The sequence below is a fragment of the Pseudonocardia sp. N23 genome (assembly GCF_002583555.1).
Classification (GTDB): domain Bacteria; phylum Actinomycetota; class Actinomycetes; order Mycobacteriales; family Pseudonocardiaceae; genus Pseudonocardia.
Window position 1 is genome coordinate 19,836 of sequence record NZ_BEGX01000137.1, and the last position, 21,379, is coordinate 41,214.

General features: G+C 71.5%; 21 protein-coding genes. 15 read left to right on the forward strand and 6 right to left on the reverse strand.

Annotated features, from left to right (window positions below):
* The 5 genes from TOK_RS29670 to TOK_RS29690 are packed head-to-tail and all read left to right on the forward strand — an operon-like array spanning position 1 to position 4,221.
* Positions 1-1,530, forward strand: coding sequence for an amidase (locus TOK_RS29670; protein ID WP_098961298.1), 1,530 nt, complete (start codon positions 1-3; stop codon positions 1,528-1,530).
* On the forward strand, positions 1,527-2,222 hold the full coding sequence (gene nthB / locus TOK_RS29675; RefSeq protein WP_098961299.1) for a nitrile hydratase subunit beta: 696 nt from the start codon (positions 1,527-1,529) through the stop codon (positions 2,220-2,222). The genes TOK_RS29670 and nthB overlap by 4 nt, the downstream gene beginning before the upstream one ends.
* Positions 2,222-2,827 (forward strand): nitrile hydratase subunit alpha, encoded by a 606-nt coding sequence (nthA, locus tag TOK_RS29680; protein ID WP_098961300.1) that lies wholly within the window; start codon positions 2,222-2,224, stop codon positions 2,825-2,827. Before nthB ends, nthA begins: the two co-directional genes overlap by 1 nt.
* Complete coding sequence (locus tag TOK_RS29685; RefSeq protein WP_098961301.1) at positions 2,827-3,231, forward strand: nitrile hydratase accessory protein; 405 nt, start codon at positions 2,827-2,829, stop codon at positions 3,229-3,231. Before nthA ends, TOK_RS29685 begins: the two co-directional genes overlap by 1 nt.
* A 57-nt stretch (positions 3,232-3,288) precedes the next feature.
* On the forward strand, positions 3,289-4,221 hold the full coding sequence (locus tag TOK_RS29690) for a helix-turn-helix domain-containing protein (RefSeq protein ID WP_098961302.1): 933 nt from the start codon (positions 3,289-3,291) through the stop codon (positions 4,219-4,221).
* A 50-nt stretch (positions 4,222-4,271) separates the two neighbouring features.
* On the opposite strand, the gene TOK_RS29695 is transcribed toward TOK_RS29690, so the two are convergent.
* The 3 genes from TOK_RS29695 to TOK_RS29705 are packed head-to-tail and all read right to left on the reverse strand — an operon-like array spanning position 4,272 to position 8,064.
* Positions 4,272-4,805 (reverse strand): (2Fe-2S)-binding protein, encoded by a 534-nt coding sequence (locus tag TOK_RS29695; protein ID WP_098961303.1) that lies wholly within the window; start codon positions 4,803-4,805, stop codon positions 4,272-4,274.
* Complete coding sequence (locus TOK_RS29700) at positions 4,802-5,683, reverse strand: xanthine dehydrogenase family protein subunit M (protein WP_098961304.1); 882 nt, start codon at positions 5,681-5,683, stop codon at positions 4,802-4,804. Before TOK_RS29700 ends, TOK_RS29695 begins: the two co-directional genes overlap by 4 nt.
* On the reverse strand, positions 5,680-8,064 hold the full coding sequence (locus TOK_RS29705; RefSeq protein ID WP_098961305.1) for a xanthine dehydrogenase family protein molybdopterin-binding subunit: 2,385 nt from the start codon (positions 8,062-8,064) through the stop codon (positions 5,680-5,682). Before TOK_RS29705 ends, TOK_RS29700 begins: the two co-directional genes overlap by 4 nt.
* 307 nt (positions 8,065-8,371) lie before the next feature.
* On the opposite strand from TOK_RS29705, the gene TOK_RS29710 reads away from it, so the two are divergent.
* The 7 genes from TOK_RS29710 (at position 8,372) to TOK_RS29740 (ending at position 15,682) form a co-directional block, all read left to right on the forward strand.
* On the forward strand, positions 8,372-9,361 hold the full coding sequence (locus TOK_RS29710) for an LLM class flavin-dependent oxidoreductase (RefSeq protein ID WP_098961306.1): 990 nt from the start codon (positions 8,372-8,374) through the stop codon (positions 9,359-9,361).
* A complete protein-coding gene (gene fgd, locus TOK_RS29715; RefSeq protein ID WP_098961307.1) occupies positions 9,358-10,371 on the forward strand; it encodes a glucose-6-phosphate dehydrogenase (coenzyme-F420) in 1,014 nt (337 codons plus the stop codon). Before TOK_RS29710 ends, fgd begins: the two co-directional genes overlap by 4 nt.
* A gap of 70 nt (positions 10,372-10,441) precedes the next feature.
* On the forward strand, positions 10,442-10,915 hold the full coding sequence (locus TOK_RS29720; protein ID WP_172457864.1) for a nuclear transport factor 2 family protein: 474 nt from the start codon (positions 10,442-10,444) through the stop codon (positions 10,913-10,915).
* Positions 10,916-11,004: 89 nt separating this feature from the next.
* Positions 11,005-11,844, forward strand: a complete 840-nt coding sequence (locus tag TOK_RS29725) for an alpha/beta fold hydrolase (protein ID WP_098961308.1) — start codon at positions 11,005-11,007, stop codon at positions 11,842-11,844.
* A complete protein-coding gene (locus TOK_RS29730) occupies positions 11,841-12,755 on the forward strand; it encodes a DUF1028 domain-containing protein (RefSeq protein ID WP_098961309.1) in 915 nt (304 codons plus the stop codon). The genes TOK_RS29725 and TOK_RS29730 overlap by 4 nt, the downstream gene beginning before the upstream one ends.
* On the forward strand, positions 12,752-14,008 hold the full coding sequence (locus tag TOK_RS29735; protein ID WP_098961310.1) for a M20 family metallopeptidase: 1,257 nt from the start codon (positions 12,752-12,754) through the stop codon (positions 14,006-14,008). The genes TOK_RS29730 and TOK_RS29735 overlap by 4 nt, the downstream gene beginning before the upstream one ends.
* 21 nt (positions 14,009-14,029) lie before the next feature.
* Entirely contained in the window at positions 14,030-15,682 is a 1,653-nt protein-coding gene (locus TOK_RS29740; RefSeq protein ID WP_098961311.1) for a CdaR family transcriptional regulator, read from the forward strand.
* An 88-nt stretch (positions 15,683-15,770) separates the two neighbouring features.
* Here TOK_RS29740 and TOK_RS29745 read toward each other — a convergent pair whose 3' ends face one another.
* The 3 genes from TOK_RS29745 to TOK_RS29755 all read right to left on the reverse strand — a co-directional run bounded on the left by TOK_RS29745 (position 15,771) and on the right by TOK_RS29755 (position 18,863).
* On the reverse strand, positions 15,771-16,499 hold the full coding sequence (locus tag TOK_RS29745; RefSeq protein ID WP_098961312.1) for a spermidine synthase: 729 nt from the start codon (positions 16,497-16,499) through the stop codon (positions 15,771-15,773).
* Positions 16,500-16,592: 93 nt separating this feature from the next.
* Entirely contained in the window at positions 16,593-17,501 is a 909-nt protein-coding gene (locus TOK_RS29750) for an alpha/beta fold hydrolase (protein ID WP_098961363.1), read from the reverse strand.
* A gap of 327 nt (positions 17,502-17,828) precedes the next feature.
* Complete coding sequence (locus tag TOK_RS29755; RefSeq protein WP_098961313.1) at positions 17,829-18,863, reverse strand: YbhN family protein; 1,035 nt, start codon at positions 18,861-18,863, stop codon at positions 17,829-17,831.
* Positions 18,864-18,982: 119 nt separating this feature from the next.
* On the opposite strand from TOK_RS29755, the gene TOK_RS29760 reads away from it, so the two are divergent.
* From TOK_RS29760 to TOK_RS29765, 3 genes are all read left to right on the forward strand, one after another.
* On the forward strand, positions 18,983-19,852 hold the full coding sequence (locus TOK_RS29760; protein ID WP_098961314.1) for an LLM class F420-dependent oxidoreductase: 870 nt from the start codon (positions 18,983-18,985) through the stop codon (positions 19,850-19,852).
* A 63-nt stretch (positions 19,853-19,915) separates the two neighbouring features.
* Positions 19,916-20,059 (forward strand): hypothetical protein, encoded by a 144-nt coding sequence (locus TOK_RS33640; RefSeq protein WP_216362153.1) that lies wholly within the window; start codon positions 19,916-19,918, stop codon positions 20,057-20,059.
* 42 nt (positions 20,060-20,101) lie between these two features.
* Positions 20,102-21,346: an MFS transporter gene (locus TOK_RS29765; RefSeq protein WP_253258737.1), complete on the forward strand. Its 1,245-nt coding sequence runs from the start codon at positions 20,102-20,104 to the stop codon at positions 21,344-21,346.
* The last annotated feature ends 33 nt before the right edge of the window (positions 21,347-21,379 follow it).

The window sequence follows — 21,379 nt, forward strand, 5'->3', positions numbered from 1 at the left end:
GTGGCTGTCCCCCCACCCGATCCCGCGCGGCTCGCCGAACTCGGCTCCGATCTGGGTCTCACGAGCGCGGAGCTCGCGGAGTTCGCCCCCGCCGTCACGGCCACCTTCGCATCCTCCGACGCCGTCGAGGTGCTCTACCGCCGTACCGCTCCGACCGCCCCGGTGCGGGACTGGCAGGCGGGCGAGCACCCGCTCAACGCCTGGCACGTCACCACCGACATCCGTGAGGTCAGCGACGGCCCCCTGGCCGGGCGGACGGTCGCGATCAAGGACAACGTCGCGGTTGCCGGCGTCCCGATGACCAATGGTTCCGCGACGGTCGAGGGCTTCGTCCCGACCCGCGACGCGACCGCGGTCCAGCGCCTTCTCGGCGCGGGCGCGGTGATCGCCGGCAAGGCGGTGTGCGAGGACCTGTGCTTCTCCGGGGGCAGCTTCACGTCGAAGCCTGCGCCGGTCGCCAACCCCTGGGATCCCACACGCAACGCCGGCGGCTCCTCGTCCGGCAGCGCGGTCCTGGTCGCGACCGGCGAGGTCGACCTGGCCCTCGGTGGCGACCAGGGCGGCTCGGTCCGGATCCCCAGCTCGTTCTGCGGAACGGTCGGACACAAGCCGACCTTCGGCCTGGTCCCGTACACCGGAGCGTTCCCGATCGAGACCACGATCGACCACCTCGGACCGATCACCCGCACCGTCGCCGACGCCGCACTGATGCTCGACGTGCTGGCCGGTCCGGACGGGCACGACCCGCGCCAGCCGACCGTGATCGATCCGGTCGACCATTCGGCCGCCCTGGCCGAGTCGGCGGCAGGACTGAGGATCGGCGTCGTCACCGAGGGGTTCGGCCACCCGAACTCCGACCCGGCGGTGGACGCAGCGGTGCGTGCCGCGGTCGAGGTGCTGCGCGAGGCCGGACTGCCGGTGAGCGAGGTCTCGATTCCGTGGCACCTCGACGCGATGCACGTCTGGAACGTGATCGCGACCGAGGGCGCCGCGTACCAGATGGTGGACGGCAACGCCTACGGGATGAACTGGCACGGGCTCTACGATCCGGAGCTCATCGCCCACTACCGGCGCGGACGCGCCGAACGCGGCGCGGAGCTGTCCAAGACGGTCAAGCTCGTCGCGATGTCCGGCCGCCACACCTTCGCCGTCGGTGGCGGCTCCTACTACGCGATGGCACAGAACCTGGTGCCCGAGGTGCGCGCGGCCTACGACGCGGCGCTCGCGGACCACGACGTGCTCGTCATGCCGACCCTGCCCTACACCGCGCGAAAGCTGCCGGCCGCGGACGTCGACCTGGGCACGTACCTCGACACGGCGCTGTCGATGATCGCCAACACCGCCCCGTTCGACGTGACGGGTCACCCGGCGTGCAGCGTGCCCACCGAACTGGTGGACGGCCTGCCCGCCGGCCTGATGATCGTCGGCAGGCATTTCGACGACGCGACCGTGCTGCGCGTCGCGCACACCTACGAGCAGGCTCGCGGCGGCTTCCCCGCCCCGCGGCAGACGACGGGAGCTTCCGCATGAACGGCGTCTTCGACCTCGGCGGCACGGACGGCATGGGCAAGGTCCAGACCGTCGAGAACGAACCGGTGTTCCGCGCGGAGTGGGAGAAGGCCGCGTTCGCGATGTTCTCGAACTGCTTCAGGGCCGGCTTCTTCGGCGTCGACTCCTTCCGGCACAGCATCGAGAAGATGGACGCGGCCGACTACCTGCTGTCCAACTACTACGAGCACTGGGTCCACGTCGTCGAGGACCGCGGTGCGCAGAAGGGTGTGATCGACCTCGACGAGCTGGACCGGCGCACGCAGTTCTACCTCGACAACCCCGACGCTCCGATGCCCGTCCGCGAGGACCCGGACCTGCTGTCCTTCGTCGACGCCGTAGTGAAGAGCGGGGCCCCCGCGAACCGGCCCACCGACAAGGTCGCGCAGTTCAAGGTGGGCGACCGGGTCACCGTGATCGCGGACAGCCCGTACGGGCACACCCGTCGCGCCCGGTACGTCCGCGGCCGGACCGGCGAGATCAGCGGCGCCCACGGCGGGGCGATCTATCCGGACAGCGCGGGCAACGACGGCCCGGAGGCTCCGGAGCACCTCTACACGGTGCGGTTCACCGCCGAGGAACTGTGGGGACCGGAGACCGCCGAGCCGAACAACATCGTCTACTTCGACGTGTGGGAGCCCTATCTCACGCTTGCCGGACAGGAGAACAGCTGATGGCACCCACCGACACCCCGCTCCGTACGCAGGCCGAGATCGCGGCCAGGGTCAAGGCGCTCGAGTCGATGTTGATCGAGAAGGGGATCATGACGACCGAGGCGATCGACCGCCTCGCCGAGATCTACGAGAACGAGGTCGGTCCTCAGCTCGGTGCGCAGGTCGTGGCCCGTGCGTGGACCGATCCGGAGTTCAAGGCCCGGCTGCTCGCCGACGCCTCTGCCGCCTGTGCCGAGATGGGCATCGGCGGGTTGCAGGGCGAGGAGATGGTGGTCGTCGAGAACACCGACGCCGTGCACAACGCCATCGTCTGCACGCTCTGCTCGTGCTACCCGTGGCCCGTGCTCGGTCTGCCGCCGAACTGGTACAAGGCGCCCGCCTACCGCTCGCGGATCGTGCGCGAGCCGCGGAAGGTGCTCGCCGAGGACTTCGGCTTCCCGGTCCCCGACGACGTCGAGGTCCGCATCTGGGACTCCAGCTCCGAGCTGCGCTACTGGGTGCTGCCCCAGCGCCCCGCGGGCACGGAGCACCTCGGCGCGTTCGAGCTGGCCGCGCTGGTCACCCGGGACTCGATGATCGGCGTCGGTCCGGTCGGGACGCCCTGATGCGCAGCGACACGACCGAGCTGGGCGACGCGCGGCGGCGGGTCGAGGCTCTGGTCTGCGACCTGCCCGGCGGGAACGTGGACGAGCGGATGTTCGCCGAGCCGTGGGAGCTGCGGGCCTTCTCGATGGCCGTTGCCGCCTATCACAACGGCAAGTACGAGTGGAGTGAGTTCCAGCTCTCCCTGATCCAGGCGATCCGGCAGTGGGAGGAGGGGAACGCGGGCGAGCCGTGGAGCTACTACGAGCACTGGCTGACCGCCCTGGAGTCCGTGTTGGCCGACAACGGTGTGCTCTCCGACGCCGACGTCGACGCCCGCACCCGGGAGGTCCTTGCCGTCCCGAGGAACGCGAACCATCACGAGGCTCACCGCGAACCCGTCGCCGTGTCACCCGCACGCGGGTGACCCCGGGGCCGCGCGGCCTCTACCCTCGGACAGCCGCGCGGCCCACGGAGGTGTCGGTTGGAACAGCGGGTCGAGGGCCTGCCCGGCTGGCGGGATCTGATCCGGGACCGGTTCGTCGCGCTCGACATCCGGCCCGGGAACGGTCCGGCCGTGCGCGGACACGTCGCGTCGCACGCCGTGGGGCCGCTGCTCGTGGCGGACGTGCGATCGGTCGCACAGACCTTCCACCGCACGCCTGGGCTCATCGCGCGCCACGGCGAGGACCGTCTGCAGGTCGCGCTCGTGCGGGCCGGCGAGGTCCAGCTCGACCAGGACGGCCGCGTCGCGCGCGTGCCCCCTGGCTCCTTCGTCGTCTACGACACCACCCGCCCTTTCACCTGGACCATGGCGGGCGACTGGCGGATGAACGTCTTCACCTGGCGACGTGACGCCGTTCCGGTGGACCCGAGGCGGCTCCCGGCGCTCACCGCCCTGCCGGCGCACGACGGCGCGAGCGCGCTCGTGGCCAGGACGGCCTTGACCGAGCTGACCCGGAGCGGCCCGCTCGGCGGGAGCGAGGGCCTGCGGGTCGCGGACCGGGTGGCCGAGCTCGTACTCGCGGCTGTCGACCTCCGTGCCCCGTCCGACCTCGTGCGGCAGGTGCTCGACCTGATCGAGCTGAAGCTCGACGATCCGGGCCTCTGCCCGGGGATGATCGCGCGGGCCTGCCATCTCTCGCTGCGCAGCCTGTACCGGCTCTTCGCCGACCAGCCGCGCAGCCTCGCGCGGTGGATCCGGCACCGCAGGCTCGAGGAGGCCCGGACCGACCTCGTCGCGTTCCCCGACCGGCCTATCGCGGTCGTCGCCGCACGGTACTGCTTCTCGGACCCGACGGTGTTCGCCCGCGCCTTCCGCGACGAGTACGGCTGCAGCCCCAGGGACTTCCGGCACGGCACGCAGCGTCGCGTCAGTGGCGCGCAGCGCACAGGCCTCCTGTCGTGCGACACCTGACCTTCCGGCTCATCCCGAACCGGCAGTGGCGACTCGATGACGATCGAACCTCATCGAGTCGGGTCGGTGCCGGTGCCGGTGCCGGTGCCGGTGCCGGTGCCACGGAGGATCTCCGCAGCGTCGCGGACCGCGTCGACGATGAACTGGTAGCCGGTGCAGCGGCAGATGTTTCCGGAGATGCCTTCGCGGATCTCGTCGTCGGTGGGGTCCGGGTTGCCCGCGAGCAACTCCGTGACCGTCAGGAGGATTCCTGGTGTGCAGAAGCCGCATTGGAGTCCATGGTGCTTCCAGAACGCCTCCTGCAGTGGGTGGAGCTCGCCGCCGTCGGCGAGCCCTTCGACCGTCGTGATCTCTGACCCCTCCGCCTGGACGGCGAGGGTGCAGCAGGAGCGCGCGGTGCGCCCGTCGAGCAGGACGGTGCAGGCGCCGCACACGCCGTGCTCGCACCCGACGTGCACGCCCGTCGCGCCGCAGTCCTTCCGGAGGAAGTCGGACAACGTCCGGCGAGGATCGACGTGCCGGTCGACCGCCTCGCCGTTGACGGTCATCGAGACGTTGCGACCCGTTCGCGTGGGCGTGCTCATGCGGCTTCGGTCCTCTCGGTGTCGGCGACGAGGCGGGTCAGGCAGCGCCTGGTCAGCACGGTCGCCAAGGTGCGGCGATAGTCGGCCGGTGCATGGATGTCCGATCCGGGGTCGGTTGCGTCCGACGCCGCGGCCGCGGCGGCGCGAACCAGCTCGGGGGTCGGGGTCCGGCCGACGAGGAGGCGCTCGGCAGCGTCGGCGCGGACGGGTGTGGGCGCGGCCCCGGCGATGCTGATCCGGACCTCGGCGATGCGGCCGGAGGAGTCGATGTGGGCGGCTCCGAGGACCGCGACGAGCGCGAAGTCACCGTGCCGGCGTGCGAACTCCTCGACGGCGACGACCGACCCGGACGGTTGCCGGGGGATGCGGATCGCCGTGAGGATTTCGTCCGGCTCGAGCGTGGTGAGCAGGAAGCTGTCGAAGAAGTCGCGCGCAGCAATGGTGCGTGGGCCGCGGGGGCCGGAGGCGATGAGCTCGGCGTCCAGTGCGCGGAGCACGGACGGGACCTCCGCGGCGGGGTCGGCGTGCGCGGCGCTGCCGCCGATCGTGCCCCGGTTGCGGATGGTGACGTGTCCGACGTACCGCAGAGCCGCCGGGAGCAGCGGCACCGCGCCTGCGACAACGGGCGACGTCTCGACGGTCCGGCTGCGTGTCATGGCGCCGATCTCGAGGGTGTCCCCGTCGTCGCGGATGTAGTCGAGCTCGCGCAGGCCACCGAGGTCGACCAGCGTCGTCGGCTGGGCCAGGCGCATGGCGAGGAGCGGAACCAGGCTCTGTCCGCCGGCGAGGATCTTCGCGTCCTCACCCGCGGCGACGAGCGTCTCGATCGCGTGGTCCAGGCCGGTGGCTCGGACGTGGTCGAGAGGGGCGGGTTTCATGAGTTCTCCTTCGATGCCGTCGCGACGTCGATCGCGTCGAGGAGTCGCGGCGGGCTCACCGGGAGCCGGGCGAGGTGCAGCGTGAGGTCGGGAAGGGCGTCCTCGATGGCCGCGGTGATCGCGGAGGCGGCGCCGATGGTTCCCGCCTCGCCCATGCCCTTGAATCCGCCGGGGATGTGGTCGGCGGTCGTGGTCATGTGCAGCGTCTCGAAGCGCGGGATCTCGGTGGCGGTCGGGATGAGGTAGTCCATGAAGGTCGTGGTCAGCGGCTGGCCTTCGGGGCTGTAGACGATCTCCTCGTACAGCGCTCCGCCGATGCCCTGGGTGGCGCCCCCGTGGAGCTGGCCGTCGACGATCATCGGGTTGATGACCGTTCCACAGTCGTGCACGAGCAGGTAGTCGAGGACGTCGACGCGCCCGGTCTCGCGGTCGACCTCGACCAGGACCGCGGTCGTGCCGTAGGAGAAGGCCACGTTGTCCGGGTCGAGCACGTCGCGTTCCTCGAGCGTCGGGTCCTCGCCGTCGGGAAGCTTGCCGTCGAGGCGCCGGTAGGCGGCGTCCCCGATGTCGCGCATGGTGATCGACGGCCCGCCGGGGGCGCCCTTGACCGAGATGACGCCGTCGGCGATCTCGAGATCGTCGGGTGAGGCCTCCAGTACGTGCCCCGCGATGCGCAGGACCTTGTCCCGCAGACGGGTGCTCGCACGCAGCAGTGCTCCGCCTCCCAGGGCCGCCCCGCGACTGGCGCCGGTGCCGTAACCGGTGAACGGGTTCGTCTGGGTGTCGCCGTGCAGGACCGTGACCGAGTCGAGCGGGACGCCGAGTGTGTGCGCGGCGACCTGGGCCAGCGCGGTCTCGATGCCCTGCCCCATGGCGCTCAGCCCGGTCCGCACGGTCACGCCACCGGCCGAGTCGATCCGGACAACCTCCTCGTCGAACGACGAGTGCTGGAGGCCGGCCTGGTTCATGATCTTGCTGGGTCCGAGGGCGCTGATCTCGATGTGGAACGAGTACCCGACCCCCAGCGCGCGTCCCTCGTTCGACGCCGCGTCGCAGCGCTTCCGCCAGCCACGCTCGGCGACGGCGTTCTCGGCCATGTCGAGACAGTCCGCGTAGTTGCCGCTGTCGTAGTAGAAGACCTGGCTCGGGTAGGGGAACTTGTCGGCGGGGATGAGATTGCGGCGGCGGACGTCGTTCGCGGGCAGGCCGAGTTCGTGCGCCAGCTTCTCGATGATGCGTTCGTGGGCGAAGTTGGCCTTGGGCTGTCCCCAACCGCGGTACGAGCCGTAGGGGGATCGGTTGGTCACGACGCCGACCACGGTCGCCTCGACGTTGGGGATGTCGTAGGGCCCTGCCATCAGCGCCATCGACAGCCAGCACGGACCGATGCCGACCGTGGCGAGCTGCCCACCGAGGACGGCCCACACCGTGCCGCGCATGCCGGTGATCGTGCCGTCGGCCTTGGCCGCGACCGACACCTCGATGCGCTGCTCGCGGGAGTGGGCGTTCGCGACGAAGCTCTCGAGGCGGTCCTCGATGATCTTCACGGGTCGTCCGGTGCGCTTGGACAGCAGCGCTGCGAGGACCTCCTCGGCGTAGAAGTCGAACTTGTTGCCGAAGCCGCCGCCGACGTGCGGTGTGCGCACCCGGATGTGGTCGACGGGCAGGCCGAGCACCTCGCCGAGCAGGTCTCGGGTGAGGTTGGGCGACTGCGTCGACATCCAGCACTCGAGGTGGTCGGTGAACGGATCCCAGGACATGACGGCGCCGCGGGTCTCGAGCGGCGCCCCCATCTGCCGGCCGTAGGTGAGGGTCTCGGTGACGACGACGTCGGCCTCGGCGAAGGCGGTGGCGGCGTCCCCCTTCGGGATGGTCTGCCGGCAGCTGACGTTGTCCGGCCAGTCCTCGTAGAGCAGCGGAGCGTCCGCGGCGAGGGCGTCGTCGAGTGTGACCACGGGATCGAGGACCTCGTACTCGACCTCGATGTGTCCGAGCGCGTCCTCTGCGACGTAGCGATCGGTGGCGGCGACGACCGCGACGGGCTGTCCGACGTAGCGGACCTTGTCGACGGCGAGGGCGTACTGGTCGGTCATCCGCTGGTCGGGGATCATCCGCCAGACGACCGGTTGCGGGGTGGCGCACGCGTCGCGCACCTCGTGGCCGGTCAGGACGGCGAAGACGCCCGGGACGGTGAGCGCCGCACTGATGTCGATGCTGCTGATGCGGGCATGGGGATGCGGGCTGCGCAGGACGGCCGCCTCGAGCATCCCGGGGAGTACGACGTCGTCGACGAACTGGGCGCGACCGGTCAGCAGCCGTGGGTCCTCCTTGCGCCGCGTCCGTGCGCCGATGAGTCCTGGGGGTAGCTGTTGCGAAGTCACGATCCGCCCTTCGGCAGTGGTGGTGGCGACGGCGCACGCAGCACCTCGCCGTGTGAACGCGCGCGGCGTCCGCTTCCGGGGGTGATGCGCCGGCTCGGTGACCGATGCCTGTCAGCGTCGAGGCCGGTCGACCCGGCGTCCATTGACGGATCAGCCGAAGCCTGCGGCCCGACTTCGTCGCAAAGGCAATTGTCGGGGTGGGCGACCGCGCCGAGACTCGTCCACGACCGAGAGGGTCGCCGCCGCCCCGGTCCGCCGTCGACCGCGGTGTGTGCGATCGGCGCTCGTCGATTCCGGAGGATTCCCCATGAACGTGCCGATCCAAGTCGGAGTCTTCGTCGCGACGTCGACGCCGCCCGAGCGCATCCCCGTGCTCGCGGCCACCGCGGAGCGACTGGGCTACGGCGAGGTGTGGGTCGCCGAGGACTACTTCTGCTACGGCGGCTTCACGGGCGCGGCCCTGGCTCTCGGGGCGACCGAACGGGTGTCGGTCGGTCTCGGCATCGCCGCGTCCGTGGCCAGGCACCCCGCAGTCACGGCGATGGAGATCGCCACGCTCGCGCGTGCCCATCCGGGCAGGTTCCTCCCCGGCATCGGCCACGGGGTCCCGTTCTGGACCGACCAGATGGGTGTGACGGCGAAGTCACCGCTGACCGCCTTGCGCGAATGCGTGAACAGCGTGCGCACGTTGCTGGCCGGGGAGACGGTCGACATGCAGGGCAAGCAGTTCACCTTCAGGTCGGTCACCGCGACGCACCCTGTCGACGGTCATGTCCCGATCCTCACCGGCGTGCTCGGTCCCAAGTCCCTGCGGCTGTCCGGTGCGATCGCCGACGGCACGGTGATGAGTGTCCTGGCCGGCACCAGGTACCTCGAGGAGGCCTCGCGTCACATCCGTGACGGAATGGCCGAGTCGGGCCGCAGCGAGCACCTCGTCCCGACGTTCGCGCTGTTCAGCGTGGCGAAGGACAGCAGACAGGCCCGTGCGGCGGTCCGGCCGGCGTTGGCCGGCTACATCGCCGCGGTCGGCGCGCACAATCCGCTGACCGGCGCCTTCGGCTATGGCGACCAGATCGCGGAGCTGCTGCAGGGAAGCCCGGAGACGTTGGCGGACAAGCTCCCCGAGGAGTTCATCGACACCCTCGCGGTGGCCGGGGACCCCGACGAGGTCGCCGCCCGCATCAGTGCGCTGCGCGCGGCCGGCGCGACGAGCGTGGTGCTGTCCCCGGTCAACGCCGACACCGCGCTCGACGAGATCGAGCTCGCCGCGTCCGCCGTCCTGCCGCAGCTCTCGTGAGCCTGACGATCGGCTACAAGGCCTCGGCCGAGCAGTTCGGCCCACGGGACCTCGTGGAGTACGCGGTGCGGGCAGAGGAGCTCGGACTCGACTCGGTGTGGGTGTCGGACCATTTCCTGCCGTGGCGACACGAGGGCGGACATGCCCCGTCCGCCCTCACATGGATGGCGGCGGTCGGCGAGCGCACCCGGAGGGTCCGCATCGGGACCTCGGTGACCACCCCGACGTTCCGCTACAACCCGGCGGTCATGGCTCAGACGTTCGGCACCCTGGCGCTGCTCTACGACAACCGGATCGTCCTCGGGGCGGGTACCGGTGAGGCGCTCAACGAGATCGCGGTGTCGGGTATGGAGTGGCCGGAGTTCAAGGAGCGCTTCGCCCGCCTCCGCGAGTCCGTCCGGTTGATGCGGATGCTGTGGGCCGAGACGAACGTCGACTTCGAGGGCGACTACTACCGCCTCGTCAACGCGTCGATCTACGACCGTCCCGATGTCCCCGTGCCGGTCTACATCGCCGCGGGCGGCCCGTTGGTCGCACGCTACGCGGGCCGCGAGGCCGACGGGATCATCTGCACCTCGGGCAAGGGGATGGACCTCTACACCGACAAGCTCATGCCCGCGGTGACCGAGGGGGCCGCGAAGGAGTCCCGCGACCCGGCGGCGATCGATCGCATGATCGAGGTCAAGTTCTCCTACGACCGCGACCCCCGCGTCGCGCTCGAGAACTGTCGCTTCTGGGCGCCGCTGTCGCTGAGCGCCGAGCAGAAGCACACGGTCGACTCGGCCGAGGAGATGGAGCGCCTCGCCGACGAGCTCCCGATCGAACAGGTCGCCCGGCGATGGATCGTCGCCTCCGACCCGGACGAGGCCGTCGCTCAGATCAAGCCCTATCTCGATGCGGGTCTCGACCATCTCGTCTTCCACGGCCCCGGCCACGACCAGGAGCGCTTCCTCACCCAGTTCGCCGACGACGTGCTGCCGCGGTTGCGCGCGCACGGTGACCAGACCTGAACGGCGACACCCGCCGCCTCGGGGCGACCGGCGCCCCTCCGAACGGCACGACACCCAACAGGGAGACAACGTGAGCGACAAGATCAACGACCCGGACGACGTCAAGGCGATCCTCGCGGTCCACCACTCCTGGCTGGAGTCGAACAACGACCTCGTCGAGGAGAAGATGTACCCGAACTTCGCGAACCCGGGCTATCTGCAGTTCAACCTCAACGGGCACCAGTACGACAGTGTCGACGAGAAGGTGAAGCTCTGGGAGGGCCTGCACGAGATCGGCTTCAACCTCTCCGACATGAAGATCGTCGAGGAGCCCAAGGTCCACGCCGAGGGCGACCTGGCCTACCTCACCACCTACTGGAGCGCGCAGGTCTCCGGCGACAAGGGGACCGGCGTTCTCGAGCCCGATCCCGAGCCCCTGGTCTTCCGCGTGACCGAGGTCTACCGGCGCGACGACGGGAGGGGCAACCCGGTGTGGAAGATCTGGCACTTCCACGCCTCTCCGATCGCCGCTCCGGACACCCCGCGCTTCCCGCAGGACGCCTGAGCGCGATCACCGCCGGTCGGGCCGCGCAGGCCCCGGGGCCGCCGGTGAGGAACCACTGAGCAGGACCGTCGAGTCGGGGAGAAGCAGCAATGGTGCACAGCGAACGTCACACCACACGGGGCAGCGCCGGCGAGCTGTCCTATCTGGAGTGGCAGGGCCCGGCGGAGGCGCCGCCGATCCTGTACCTGCACCCGGTCAACACCGCCGCCGCTGTGTGGACCGCCGTCGCCGAGCGCCTCGACGGCATCCGGCCCGCGTTCGCCGTGGACTACCGGGCACACGGCGGGTCGGAGGCCGCAGGCCCCTACCTCCCGGCCGACTACGCCGCCGACGCGCTCGCGGTCCTCGATGCCCGCGGTGTCGACAAGGCGCACGTGGTGTGCGGTTCGATCGGCGGTGCGGTCGCCACGGAGCTGGCTGCCGCATCACCGGACCGGGTGGCGAGCATCGTCGCGTTCGGAGCGACGTTGCGGGTCGGCTGGGACGAGCCGGCCCTCGACGCCACCGAGCACGACCTCCGCGCGCTCGGCGTCCGGGAATGGTTCGTCCGTCACGGTGCCGGAATCCTCGGCCCGGCCGGCCGGCCGGAGGCCGCGCGGGAGCTCGTGGAGCTCGCGTCGGGAGGCCGCGACGGCGACCGTGACGTGGACACCGTCGTCGAGGTGCTGCGGACGACCTTCGGACTCGCCGACTCCCGTCCGGCGGGTGAGGCAGTGGCCCGCCGGGTCGCCCGACCTCCTGCACGCGTGTTCGTCGGCACCCACGACCCGACCTGCCCGGTGGAGATGGCCGCCGAGCTGGCGGGCATCCTCGGCGGCGACCTGCACACGATGACCGACATCGGCCACCTGCCGATGCTCGAGGACCCCGTGGCCACCGCGGCGGCCGTCGCGCACTTCCACGCAGGGCTCGTCGAGGGTGTCCGATGACGTACTCGATCGTCGCCCGCGACGACGCGACCGGGCAGCTCGCGGTGGCGTGCGAGTCCCATTTCTTCGCGCCCGGAGCGGGTGTGACCTGGGCACGGCCGGGTGTCGGGGCGATCGCGACGCAGGCATTCGTCGACGGCAGGTACGGCGGCAGGGGCATGGAGCTGCTCGACGGCGGAGCCACCGCAGCCGAGGTCCTCGAACGTCTCCGTGCCGACGACCCACATCCGCAGGTCCGTCAGGTCGGGCTGGTGGGCGCCGTCGGGGACGCGGCGACCTGGACGGGTGACTCGTGCATCGGAGTCTCCGGCGGCCTGGTCCACGGACCGGTCGCGGTGCAGGGCAACATGCTCGACAACGACGACGTCCTGCCCGCGATGCTCGAGTCCTACATCCGCAGCCCGGGCGACCTCGCAGAACGCGTCATGAGCTCCCTGGAGGCGGCCGAGCTCGCCGGCGGCGACATCCGTGGACGCCAGGGCGCCGCGCTGCTCGTCGTCGGCGGCGAACGCGTCGACGACCCGTGGAACCACAAGCCCGTCGACCTGCGGGTGGAGGACCATCCCGACCCGGTCCGCGAGCTACGGCGGCTGCTGCGCTGTCGCCGCGCGTTCGACGCTGTCTCCGGGACGATGTTCGCGCCGGGGCTGATGGTCGGCCCCTTCCACGAACCCCGGCCCGGTGATCTCGACCGCGCCCTCGACGGTCTCGCCGCCGCAGCGGAGGTGCTGGCCGGCAACCCCGAGGCCGAGTTCTGGCGAGGAGTCCTCCTCGCGCGATCGGGCGACCTCGTGGGTGCGCGGGAGCAGCTCGCCGCACCTCTCGCCGCGAACCCTCGGCTGGTCACCTTCCTCGGCCGCCTCGTTGCCGCCGGCTTCCTCGACCGGCACGACGTGGAGGAACTCCGATGAGGCCACTCGCCCGTGAGATCCGTGCGGCGGTGGACGTCGACGTCGTCGTGTCGCTCACCCGCGACCTCGTCCGCCTCCGGTCCGAGAACCCACCCGGCCACGAGAGCGACGTCATCGCCTATCTCCGGGATCTCTTCAGGACGATCGGCCTCGGTGACGGCCGGATCATCGAGCCGGCGCCGGGCCGGCAGAGCCTGCTGGTCGCCACCGGGGACGGCGCCGTCAGCGGCAAGCCGGTACTGCTGGTGAACGGGCACGTCGACACCGTCCCCGTCCGGCCCGACGGGTGGCGCCACGACCCGTTCGGCGGCGAGGTCCACGACGGACGGCTCTACGGCCGCGGCTCCGCCGACATGAAGGGCGGGATCGCCGGCGCGATCACCGCGCTGCAGGTGTGCCGGTCGCTCGGGCTGGAGCTGCCGTGTGAGGTCGCGTTCCATCTTGTCGCCGACGAGGAGCTCGGCGGTGCGCACGGCACCGCGGTCCTGCTCGAGAAGGGCCTCATCGCCGCTGACGCCTGCCTCGACCCCGAACCGACCGGACTGCAGCTGTGCCTGGCAGAACGCGGACTCATGTTCGCCCGCGTCACCACTCGCGGCGTCCCCGCGCACGGCAGTGAACCCTCCAAGGGACGCAGCGCCATCATCACCGCAGCCGCGATCGCCCAGGTGCTGCACGACAACGAGTTCCCGCAGACGCCCCACCCGCTGCTCGGCACCACCACCTGCAACGTCGGCGTCATCCGCGGAGGCAGTGGCCCGAACGTCGTCCCCGAGGAGTGCGAGCTGCAGATCGACCGGCGCGTGCTGCCCGGTGACACGCAGCAGAGCGTCGTGCGGGGAGTGGTCGATCGGATCGCCTCGCTCGGCCTGTCCCGGGGGACGGACTACGAGCTGGTGGTCGACATGTTCTGCGAGCCGTCCGAGATCGACGCCGGTCACCCGTTCGTCGGTACAGTCGCCGACTCCTACCGGGCGATGACCGGAAGGCTCCCGGGCATCACCGGTCTCCCGTTCACCACCGACGCCCGCTTCATGCGCAACCAGCTCGGCATTCCCGCCGTCGTGTTCGGGCCGGGGAAGCTCGACGTGGCGCACACCGTCGACGAGTACGTCGACGTGGACTCCCTGGTGACAGCCGTGTCGGTCTACGCTCACATCTTCGCCGGCTTCACAGGGACGCAACGACTGCGGGACGTCCCGTCACATTCTTCCATCGACACTGGCGTCGACGGGGCGCAGAGCATGACCTGAGCGCGACGGAGGGAGAACCGTATGGCCCACCCCTCGGGTCCGGACGCTCTCAGCCTCGACATGTTCCTGGGACTGGTCGGCGGCGAGTACGTCGACGTGGTCCATGCCCCTGCCGGTCTCGACATCCCGGTCGTCGCCGTCCTCATCCATGACACCTCCACCGCGGCCCAGGCCGGGGCGGGAGACCTCGTTCTCGCCATCGGCGTCCGTGTCGACGATCCGGACGTGGAGCCGCTGCTCAAGCGCCTCGGGCCCGACATCACCGTCGCGTTCAAGGTCCGCGACGATCCGGAGCGCGGCCATCTGCGCGTACTGGCGGCCGAATGCGACTCCACGGTCCTGGCGATCGCGCCGGAGCTGTCCTGGGACCAGCTGCACGTGCTCGCCCGACGGTCCATCTCCGCGGCCTCGGCCAGCGTCGCCGACGAACGTGGGGTGGCGTTCGGCGACCTCTTCGCGCTCGCCAACGCCGCCGCCGCGACCCTCGAGGGTCCTGTGATCATCGACGACGACCGTATGGAGGTCATCGCCTTCTCCAGCCTGGGCGACCCGATCGACGAGATCCGTCAGCAGTCCATCCTGCAGCGACGTCCGCCGAAGGAGTTCATCGCCTGGTGTGAGTCGACCGGCATCCTGCCGCGGGTCCGCCAGAGCCTGCGTCCTGTACGGGTGGTCCCGCCGGACGGCGCAACGCGCCTGGTCACGGCCATTCGTGGGGGTACCGACATCCTCGGCTACATCTGGGTCGCCCAGACCAAGCGCGAACTGGACCAGCAGTCGGAGGACCTGCTGGCAGAGATCGCCCGCGTCGCGGCTCTCCAGCTGCTGCGGTCCCGGATCAGTGAGGACCTCGACCGCCGGCTCCGCAGCGACCTGCTGCGCAACGCCCTCTCCGGACGCGGCAGCCCGCAGACCGTCGCCACGCGTCTCGGGATCGAGGGGGTCCCGTTCCGCCTGGTCTCCTTCGCCCGCGAGCACGTCGGCCCCCGGGCCCGGTCCGACGACCAGGTCGCCCTGCGCCCACTCGAGGACCTGGTCGCGCTGCGGGTCGAAGCCTCGCACCGCCGCGGCGCGGTCACCTCCTGCACCGGCCGCGTCTACGCCCTGGTCCCGTCGCTCGACAGCCTCTCCACCAACGAGACGGTCGCGCTGGCCACCGAGATCGTCGGTCAGGCGAGCCGTCAGCTCCGCACCGATCTACGAGCCGCCGTCAGCGGCGAGATCGCCGACCCCGACCAGATCAGCGAGGCGCGCCGTGACCTCGACCGGCTGTTGAACCTTCCGCTCCTCGACGAGCAGCGCCGCGTCGTCTCCTTCGAGGACTCGATCGCGGACGCGATCATGTCGGAACTCACCGAGATCGTCCTCGAACGCCCCCGGCTCCTCCAGGGTGGGATCGCCGGCATGGTCGTGAGCGACCGCGACCGCGGCACGGAGTACCTGCCGAGCCTGCGTGCGTTCTTCGACGCCGGTGGCGACCTCACCGCCGCCGCCCGGACCCTCTACGTGCACCGAAACACTCTGAAGTACCGGCTCACGCGTATCCGCGACGCTTTCGGGGTCGATGTCGACCACCCCACCCAGCGACTCGTAGCCGAGCTGCAGGTCGCAGTGTTCACCGCTCACCCGGAGCTGCAGGTCAAGCTGGCGGCTGTCGACTCTTCGCAGGACTGAGTCGACGACTCGGGCGGTGGCGCGCGTGCCGAGGCCGGTCGGCGGCTCGCCGGCGGCTGTGTCGCCATCGCGTCACACGGCCGGTCGCTCAGATCGTCGCGACGTAGACGGTGTTGGTCGACTCCCTGTCCTGCAGGAGGTTCGGGAAGCGGACCACCTCGGCGTGGGCCGTCGCGAAGACCTCGCCGAGCACGCGGGTGAAGGCGTCGTCCGGGGGGTCGTTGGACCAGAGGGCGAAGACGCCTCCCGGGTGCAGCAGCTCCGCGACACGGTGCAGCCCCGGCGGCTCGTACAGGTCGGAGTGACTCGGGTGGAGCAGGTGCCGCGGGGAGTGGTCGATGTCGACGACGAGGGCGTGGAAGCGCCGTCCCGGGCTCGTCGGGTCGAGGCCGTCACCGGAGCGGACCATCGCGAAGAAGTCGCCCTGCACCAGCGTGCAGCGGGGGTCGTTGGTCAGGGTGCGGCCCGCGGGGATCAGCCCGTCGCGGTGCCACTCGATCACCGGCTCCAGCGCCTCGACCACGGTCAGGGACCGCACGCCGGGATCCTCCAGCACCGTCAGGGCGGTGTAGCCGAGGCCGAGGCCGCCGACCACCACGTCCAGGCCGCCCGGGTCGCCGACCCGCGCCGCGAGCCCGGCGAGGGCGAGGCGCGCCATCTCCTCCTCGGCCACGGTGAACATGCTGGACATCAGGAACTCGTCCCCGAGCTTGACCTCCAGGACCTCCGTGGCGACGGCGGGATCCCACCGTCGGCGGAGCAGCAGGTCGCCCATCGGGGTGGGCCGCCAGTCGAGCTCGGCGAAACGTGCGGCCATCGGACCTCCAGCCAGGGGACGTGAGCCTAACCGCAGGCGGCCGGGCTGCCCGGACCCGGAGGAGGGAGGCGCGGGCGTCGGCGGCGACGCGGGTCAGCGGCGACCACCTGCCAGCAGGAAGTCGACGACGCGTGCCTGGGCCGCGGCGGCGTCCGGGTGGGTGTAGAGCGCGAGGTGCGTGCCCGTGTCGAGGGTGAGCAGCTCGGCGCCGGGGATGGCGTCGGCGGCGGCGTAGCTCTGCGCGGGCGGCAGGTCGCTGTCGGAGGTGCCCTGGACGACGAGGGTGGGCGCGGTGATCTTCTCCAGCCCCAGGGACGTGATGGCGGCGAACTGGGCGAGGTCGTTGTCGTAGCCGGTGCGGCGGGACCTGTCCGGAGAGGCGGTGGGACCCAGGTCGACGACGAACCGTCGCTTGGCGGGGTCGGCGAAGACCTCCTCGGTGCGGGCGGCCAGCTGCTCCTTGGTCAGGTCGCCCTCGCCGGCGAGTGCGCCCGCGATGTACTGCTTGGGCTGGTGGGCGGCCAGGACCCGCAGGAGCCACTGCCCGGGAGCGGTGGTGAACATCAGCCGGGTGGCGAGGTCCTGCTGGGGCAGTTCGTAGGCCGCGCTGCAGGCGGCGTTGGCGACGAGGACGGTGACGCGCTCGGGGTGGCGGACGGCGAAGCGGTAGCCGGCGGGGCCGCCGCCGGACCAGGTGTAGACGCCCGCCCGCTCGATCCCGAGGTGGTCCAGCAGCGCGGCGAGCAGGTCGGCCTGCTCGTCGATGGTGGCGCCGGAGCCGAGCGGGGTGCCGAGGTAGCCGGGCCGGGAGACCAGGATCGCGGAGACCCGGTCGCGGGGCAGGATCCGCGCCATCAGCGCGGCGGCGTCGATGCCGCCGGGAGTGCCGTGGACGACGAGGACCGGGACGCCGGTGCCGACGACGGCGTACTCGACCGGCCCGAGGGCGGTCTCGGCGACCGAGGAGGTGTACTCGGGGGCGTTGGTGTGGGTGGTGCTCATGATCAGGTCCTTTCCGGTGCGGAGCCGGGCCGGTTCCGCGATGACACCGACGTTGCCCCTTCCGGTCCCGTGGAACATCCGCCATTGCGCTCGCTTCTCGCGGGCGGGCCGCGACGACTGTCCGAGTGTGATGGCGGACGTTCCGGTCCGGGCGGGGGATCAGGGTCGAGCTACGAACACGAAGCAGATTCTCCTCGGCTTCCTCCCCGGGATCGCCTTCTCGCGGTCTCCACCCGCATCGGGCCCGGCTGGCCTCGGGGTGTCCGGGGGCTCCACACCTCCCCCAGGCCGTCGGCGTCGGCTCCGTGACGGATCGGTCCACGGATGTCAGGGGTCGCCGCCGTCACGCGCGACGTGGCGACGCACCAGCAGCCACACGATCCAGCCCGCCCCGATCACGAACCCGAAGCTGATGATCCGGTAGAGGACGACGGCCGCGATGGCAGTGGGCGCCGCGATGCCGGCCGTGACCAGCCCGAGGACCAGTGCGCTGTCGATGATCCCCAGGCCGCCGGGGATGATCGTGATGGAGCCCGCGGCCATGCCCGCGCAGTAGGCCAGCAGGACCTGGGCGGGGTTGACCGGCAGGTCGGTGACGGCGCGGATGCACATCCACAGGCAGAGCGCGTCGAGGCCCCAGTTCAGCAGGGCGAAGACCGCCGCCGCGGCGCCGTGCCCCGGGGTGAGCCGGGCCGCGCCGAGCTGGCTCTCCAGGTCACGGACCCGCTCCAGGTCCTGGGTGGGCGGCTTGCGGCGCACCCTGTTCACGGCCGCGACCGCGGCCCGCGTCGCCCGGTCGAGCCGGTCGGTCCCGTGCGCCACGTACCGGAGCCCGACGACGACGAGGACCAGCGCGATCCCCAACCCGACGAGCGAGCGCCACTGCACACCGTCGCCGGCGGTGAACGCACCGACCGCCGTCACGACCGCGAGCGCCGTGGCAGACAGGATCCCCGACAGCGCGATGCACCACGCCGCGACGACCGGGGTGGCGCCGAACCGCATCAGCTGCCGGTAGTTGTAGCGGGTGGAGAACGCGGTGCCGCCGGGCAGCGTGACGCTGAGTGAGTGCGCCGCGTACGCGAGCGCCAGGTGCCTGCGGACCGACACCGTCAACCCCGCCGAGCGGAGCAGGTGCCGCTGCATGCGCGCGTAGGCGCCCATCACACCCAGCTCCGCCAGCAGCGCGAAGACCAGCGGCTCCACCCGCGGGGCCCGTAGCTGTGCGAACGCCTTCGACAGCGACGACCAGCCCAGGACGAGCTCGACGACGAACAGGACCAGCACCGCGGCGATGGCGACCTGCTTCAGACGGCGTCGTCCCGGGTGGACGGAACCACCGACGGCGTCCTGCCCGACCATCCTCGGCTCCCTCCCCGGCCCGCGACGTCACCGACAGCCTTCCGTCCCCGGGCGGTGAAGCCCAGAGCGCGCGCTGCGGGTGTGCCTGCTCGCCGGCCCGCCAGGTCTAGCGTGAGGGCATGGAGATCGGTCTGCACCTCTCGGACCTCACCTACCCGAACGGTCCCGGCGCCCTCGCCGACGACCTCACCCGCATCGTCGTCGCGGCCGAAGAGGCCGGGTTCGCGCGGGTCAGCGTCATGGACCACGTCTGGCAGATCGCGGTCCACGGCCCACCCGAGCACGACATGCTCGAGGCGTACACGACCCTCGGCTTCATCGCGGCCCGAACCAGCCGCGTCGAACTGCTGGCCTGGGTCACGGCTGTCAGCTACCGGGCGCCCGGATTGCTGGCCAAGCTCGTCAGCACCCTCGACGTCCTCTCCGGCGGACGGGCCTGGCTCGGCGTCGGCGCCGCCTGGAACGCCGAGGAGTCCGCCGGCCTGGGGCTCGACTTCCCGCCACTCGCGCAGCGGTTCGAGATGCTCGAGGAGACCGTGCAGATCTGCCGGCAGATGTGGGACCCCGACGACGACGGCCCCTACGAGGGGAAGCACTACCGCCTCGGCCGCACCCTCAACGTGCCCGCCCCGCTGCACCGGCCGCGGATCCTCATCGGTGGCGGCGGCGAGAAGAAGACGCTGCGGCTCGTCGCCAGGTACGCCGACGCCTGCAACGTGATCAACAGCCCCGCGCTCGAGCACAAGCTCGCCGTTCTGCGCGGGCACTGCGAGACCGAGGGCCGCGACTACGACTCGATCGAGAAGACCGTGCAGGTCACCCTGGAGCTGGGCGACGGCAGGGCGGGTGCCGACGAGTTCCTGGCGACGCTGCGCGGTCTCGCGGCGCTGGGCGTCGACTCCATCCAGGGCAAGCTGCCGGGTGTCTGGGAGATCGAGAGGATCCAGCGGTTCGGCCGCGAGATCATCCCGGCCGCCGCCGAGCTCTGAGCACCGGAGACCCTGAGCACCGGAGATCTGGACGCCGCGTCGCCGACGCGATGGGACGAGCCCGTGAGCACCATCGGAGTCCTGCTGTTCGACGGCGCGGAGGAGCTCGACGTCGTCGGGCCCTGGGAGGTCTTCACGGTCTCCTCGCGCTGCGGGAACGGGCGGGCGAGACCTACGCCGCGGACGTCTGAGCGGCCGTTCGCGTAGGTACGCTCACGCGGGCCCGCGCAGCACCGCGCACTACCCGACGTGCAGGAGGACGAGATCGTCACCGAAGCCCCGGAGCAGCGGCGCATCCTCCGGGTGCTCGTCGCCGCCCAGGTCCTGAGCGGGGCGGGGCTGGCCGCGGGCATCACGGTCGGGGCGCTCCTGGCGCAGGACATGTTGAACACGACCGGCTGGGCCGGCCTGCCGACCGCGATGTTCACCATCGGGTCCGCGGCCGCGGCGGCCGGCGTCGGGCGGCTGTCGGACCGCCTCGGCCGGCGGGCGGGCCTCGCGGCCGGGTATGCCGTCGGGGCGGTGGGGTGCGCCGGTGTCGTGGTCGCCGCCGTCCTCGGGAACGTGCCGTTGCTGTTCGTGGCGTTCCTCGTCTACGGCGCGGGGACGGCGACGAACCTGCAGGCCCGCTACGCCGGTGCGGACCTCGCCGATCCGGCGCGCCGGGGTCGCGCGGTGAGCGTCGTCCTGGTGTCGACGACGCTCGGCGGCGTGCTGGGGCCCAACCTGGTGTCGCCGATGGGCGCGTTGGCGCAGGCGTGGGGCATCCCGCGCCTGGCCGGGCCCTTCCTGCTGGCCGGGGTCGCGTACGCGGTCGCGGCGGTGGTGCTGTGGGCGCTGCTGCGCCCGGACCCGCTGCTCCTGGCGCGGCAACGGGCGACCGGGCCCGCCGCAGCCGGCGCCACTCCCGACCCCGCAGCCGACGGCGGGAGCTCGACCGGCGTCGTACTGGGCGCGTCGATCATGGTCCTGACGCAGCTGGTGATGGTCGCGATCATGACGATGACGCCGATCCACATGGCCGCGCACGGGCGCGGCCTCGGCGCCGCGGGACTCGTGATCGCGATCCACGTCGCGGCGATGTTCCTGCCGTCGCCGATCAGCGGTCTCCTGGTCGACCGGTTCGGGCGGGTCGTGGTGGCGGTGGCGTCGGGGATGACGCTGCTCGTCGCCGGGGTGCTGGCCGCACTGGCACCCGGTGACTCGCTCGTGCTGCTCGCGGTCGCGCTGGCGCTGCTGGGCCTGGGGTGGAACCTCGGACTGGTCAGCGGCACGGCGATCATCACCGACTCGGTGCCGTTGGCACGCCGGGCGACGACACAGGGGACCGTCGACGTCGGCATCGCCGTCTCGGGTGCCGGCGCCGGTCTGGCGTCCGGGCTGGTCGTCGCCGCGGCCGGGTTCCCGACGCTCGCCCTCGCGGGTGGGGCCTGCGCGCTGGCGATCATCCCGATCGTGGCGTTGACGGGCCGCCGCGCCCCGTCCCGATCATGACGAGGTCCTCTCCGGCTCTCGGTGAGGGCGGCG

Excerpts from the sequence above, each read along its gene's own strand:
- nthB (WP_098961299.1), top strand. The coding sequence starts at position 1,527 with ATGAACGGCGTCTTCGACCTCGGCGGCACGGACGGCATGGGCAAGGTC.
- nthA (WP_098961300.1), top strand. The coding sequence starts at position 2,222 with ATGGCACCCACCGACACCCCGCTCCGTACGCAGGCCGAGATCGCGGCC.
- TOK_RS29685 (WP_098961301.1), top strand. The coding sequence starts at position 2,827 with ATGCGCAGCGACACGACCGAGCTGGGCGACGCGCGGCGGCGGGTCGAG.
- TOK_RS29695 (WP_098961303.1), bottom strand. The coding sequence starts at position 4,805 with ATGAGCACGCCCACGCGAACGGGTCGCAACGTCTCGATGACCGTCAAC.
- TOK_RS29700 (WP_098961304.1), bottom strand. The coding sequence starts at position 5,683 with ATGAAACCCGCCCCTCTCGACCACGTCCGAGCCACCGGCCTGGACCAC.
- TOK_RS29710 (WP_098961306.1), top strand. The coding sequence starts at position 8,372 with ATGAACGTGCCGATCCAAGTCGGAGTCTTCGTCGCGACGTCGACGCCG.
- TOK_RS29725 (WP_098961308.1), top strand. The coding sequence starts at position 11,005 with ATGGTGCACAGCGAACGTCACACCACACGGGGCAGCGCCGGCGAGCTG.
- TOK_RS29730 (WP_098961309.1), top strand. The coding sequence starts at position 11,841 with ATGACGTACTCGATCGTCGCCCGCGACGACGCGACCGGGCAGCTCGCG.
- TOK_RS29735 (WP_098961310.1), top strand. The coding sequence starts at position 12,752 with ATGAGGCCACTCGCCCGTGAGATCCGTGCGGCGGTGGACGTCGACGTC.
- TOK_RS29740 (WP_098961311.1), top strand. The coding sequence starts at position 14,030 with ATGGCCCACCCCTCGGGTCCGGACGCTCTCAGCCTCGACATGTTCCTG.
- TOK_RS29745 (WP_098961312.1), bottom strand. The coding sequence starts at position 16,499 with ATGGCCGCACGTTTCGCCGAGCTCGACTGGCGGCCCACCCCGATGGGC.
- TOK_RS29750 (WP_098961363.1), bottom strand. The coding sequence starts at position 17,501 with ATGAGCACCACCCACACCAACGCCCCCGAGTACACCTCCTCGGTCGCC.
- TOK_RS29755 (WP_098961313.1), bottom strand. The coding sequence starts at position 18,863 with ATGGTCGGGCAGGACGCCGTCGGTGGTTCCGTCCACCCGGGACGACGC.
- TOK_RS29760 (WP_098961314.1), top strand. The coding sequence starts at position 18,983 with ATGGAGATCGGTCTGCACCTCTCGGACCTCACCTACCCGAACGGTCCC.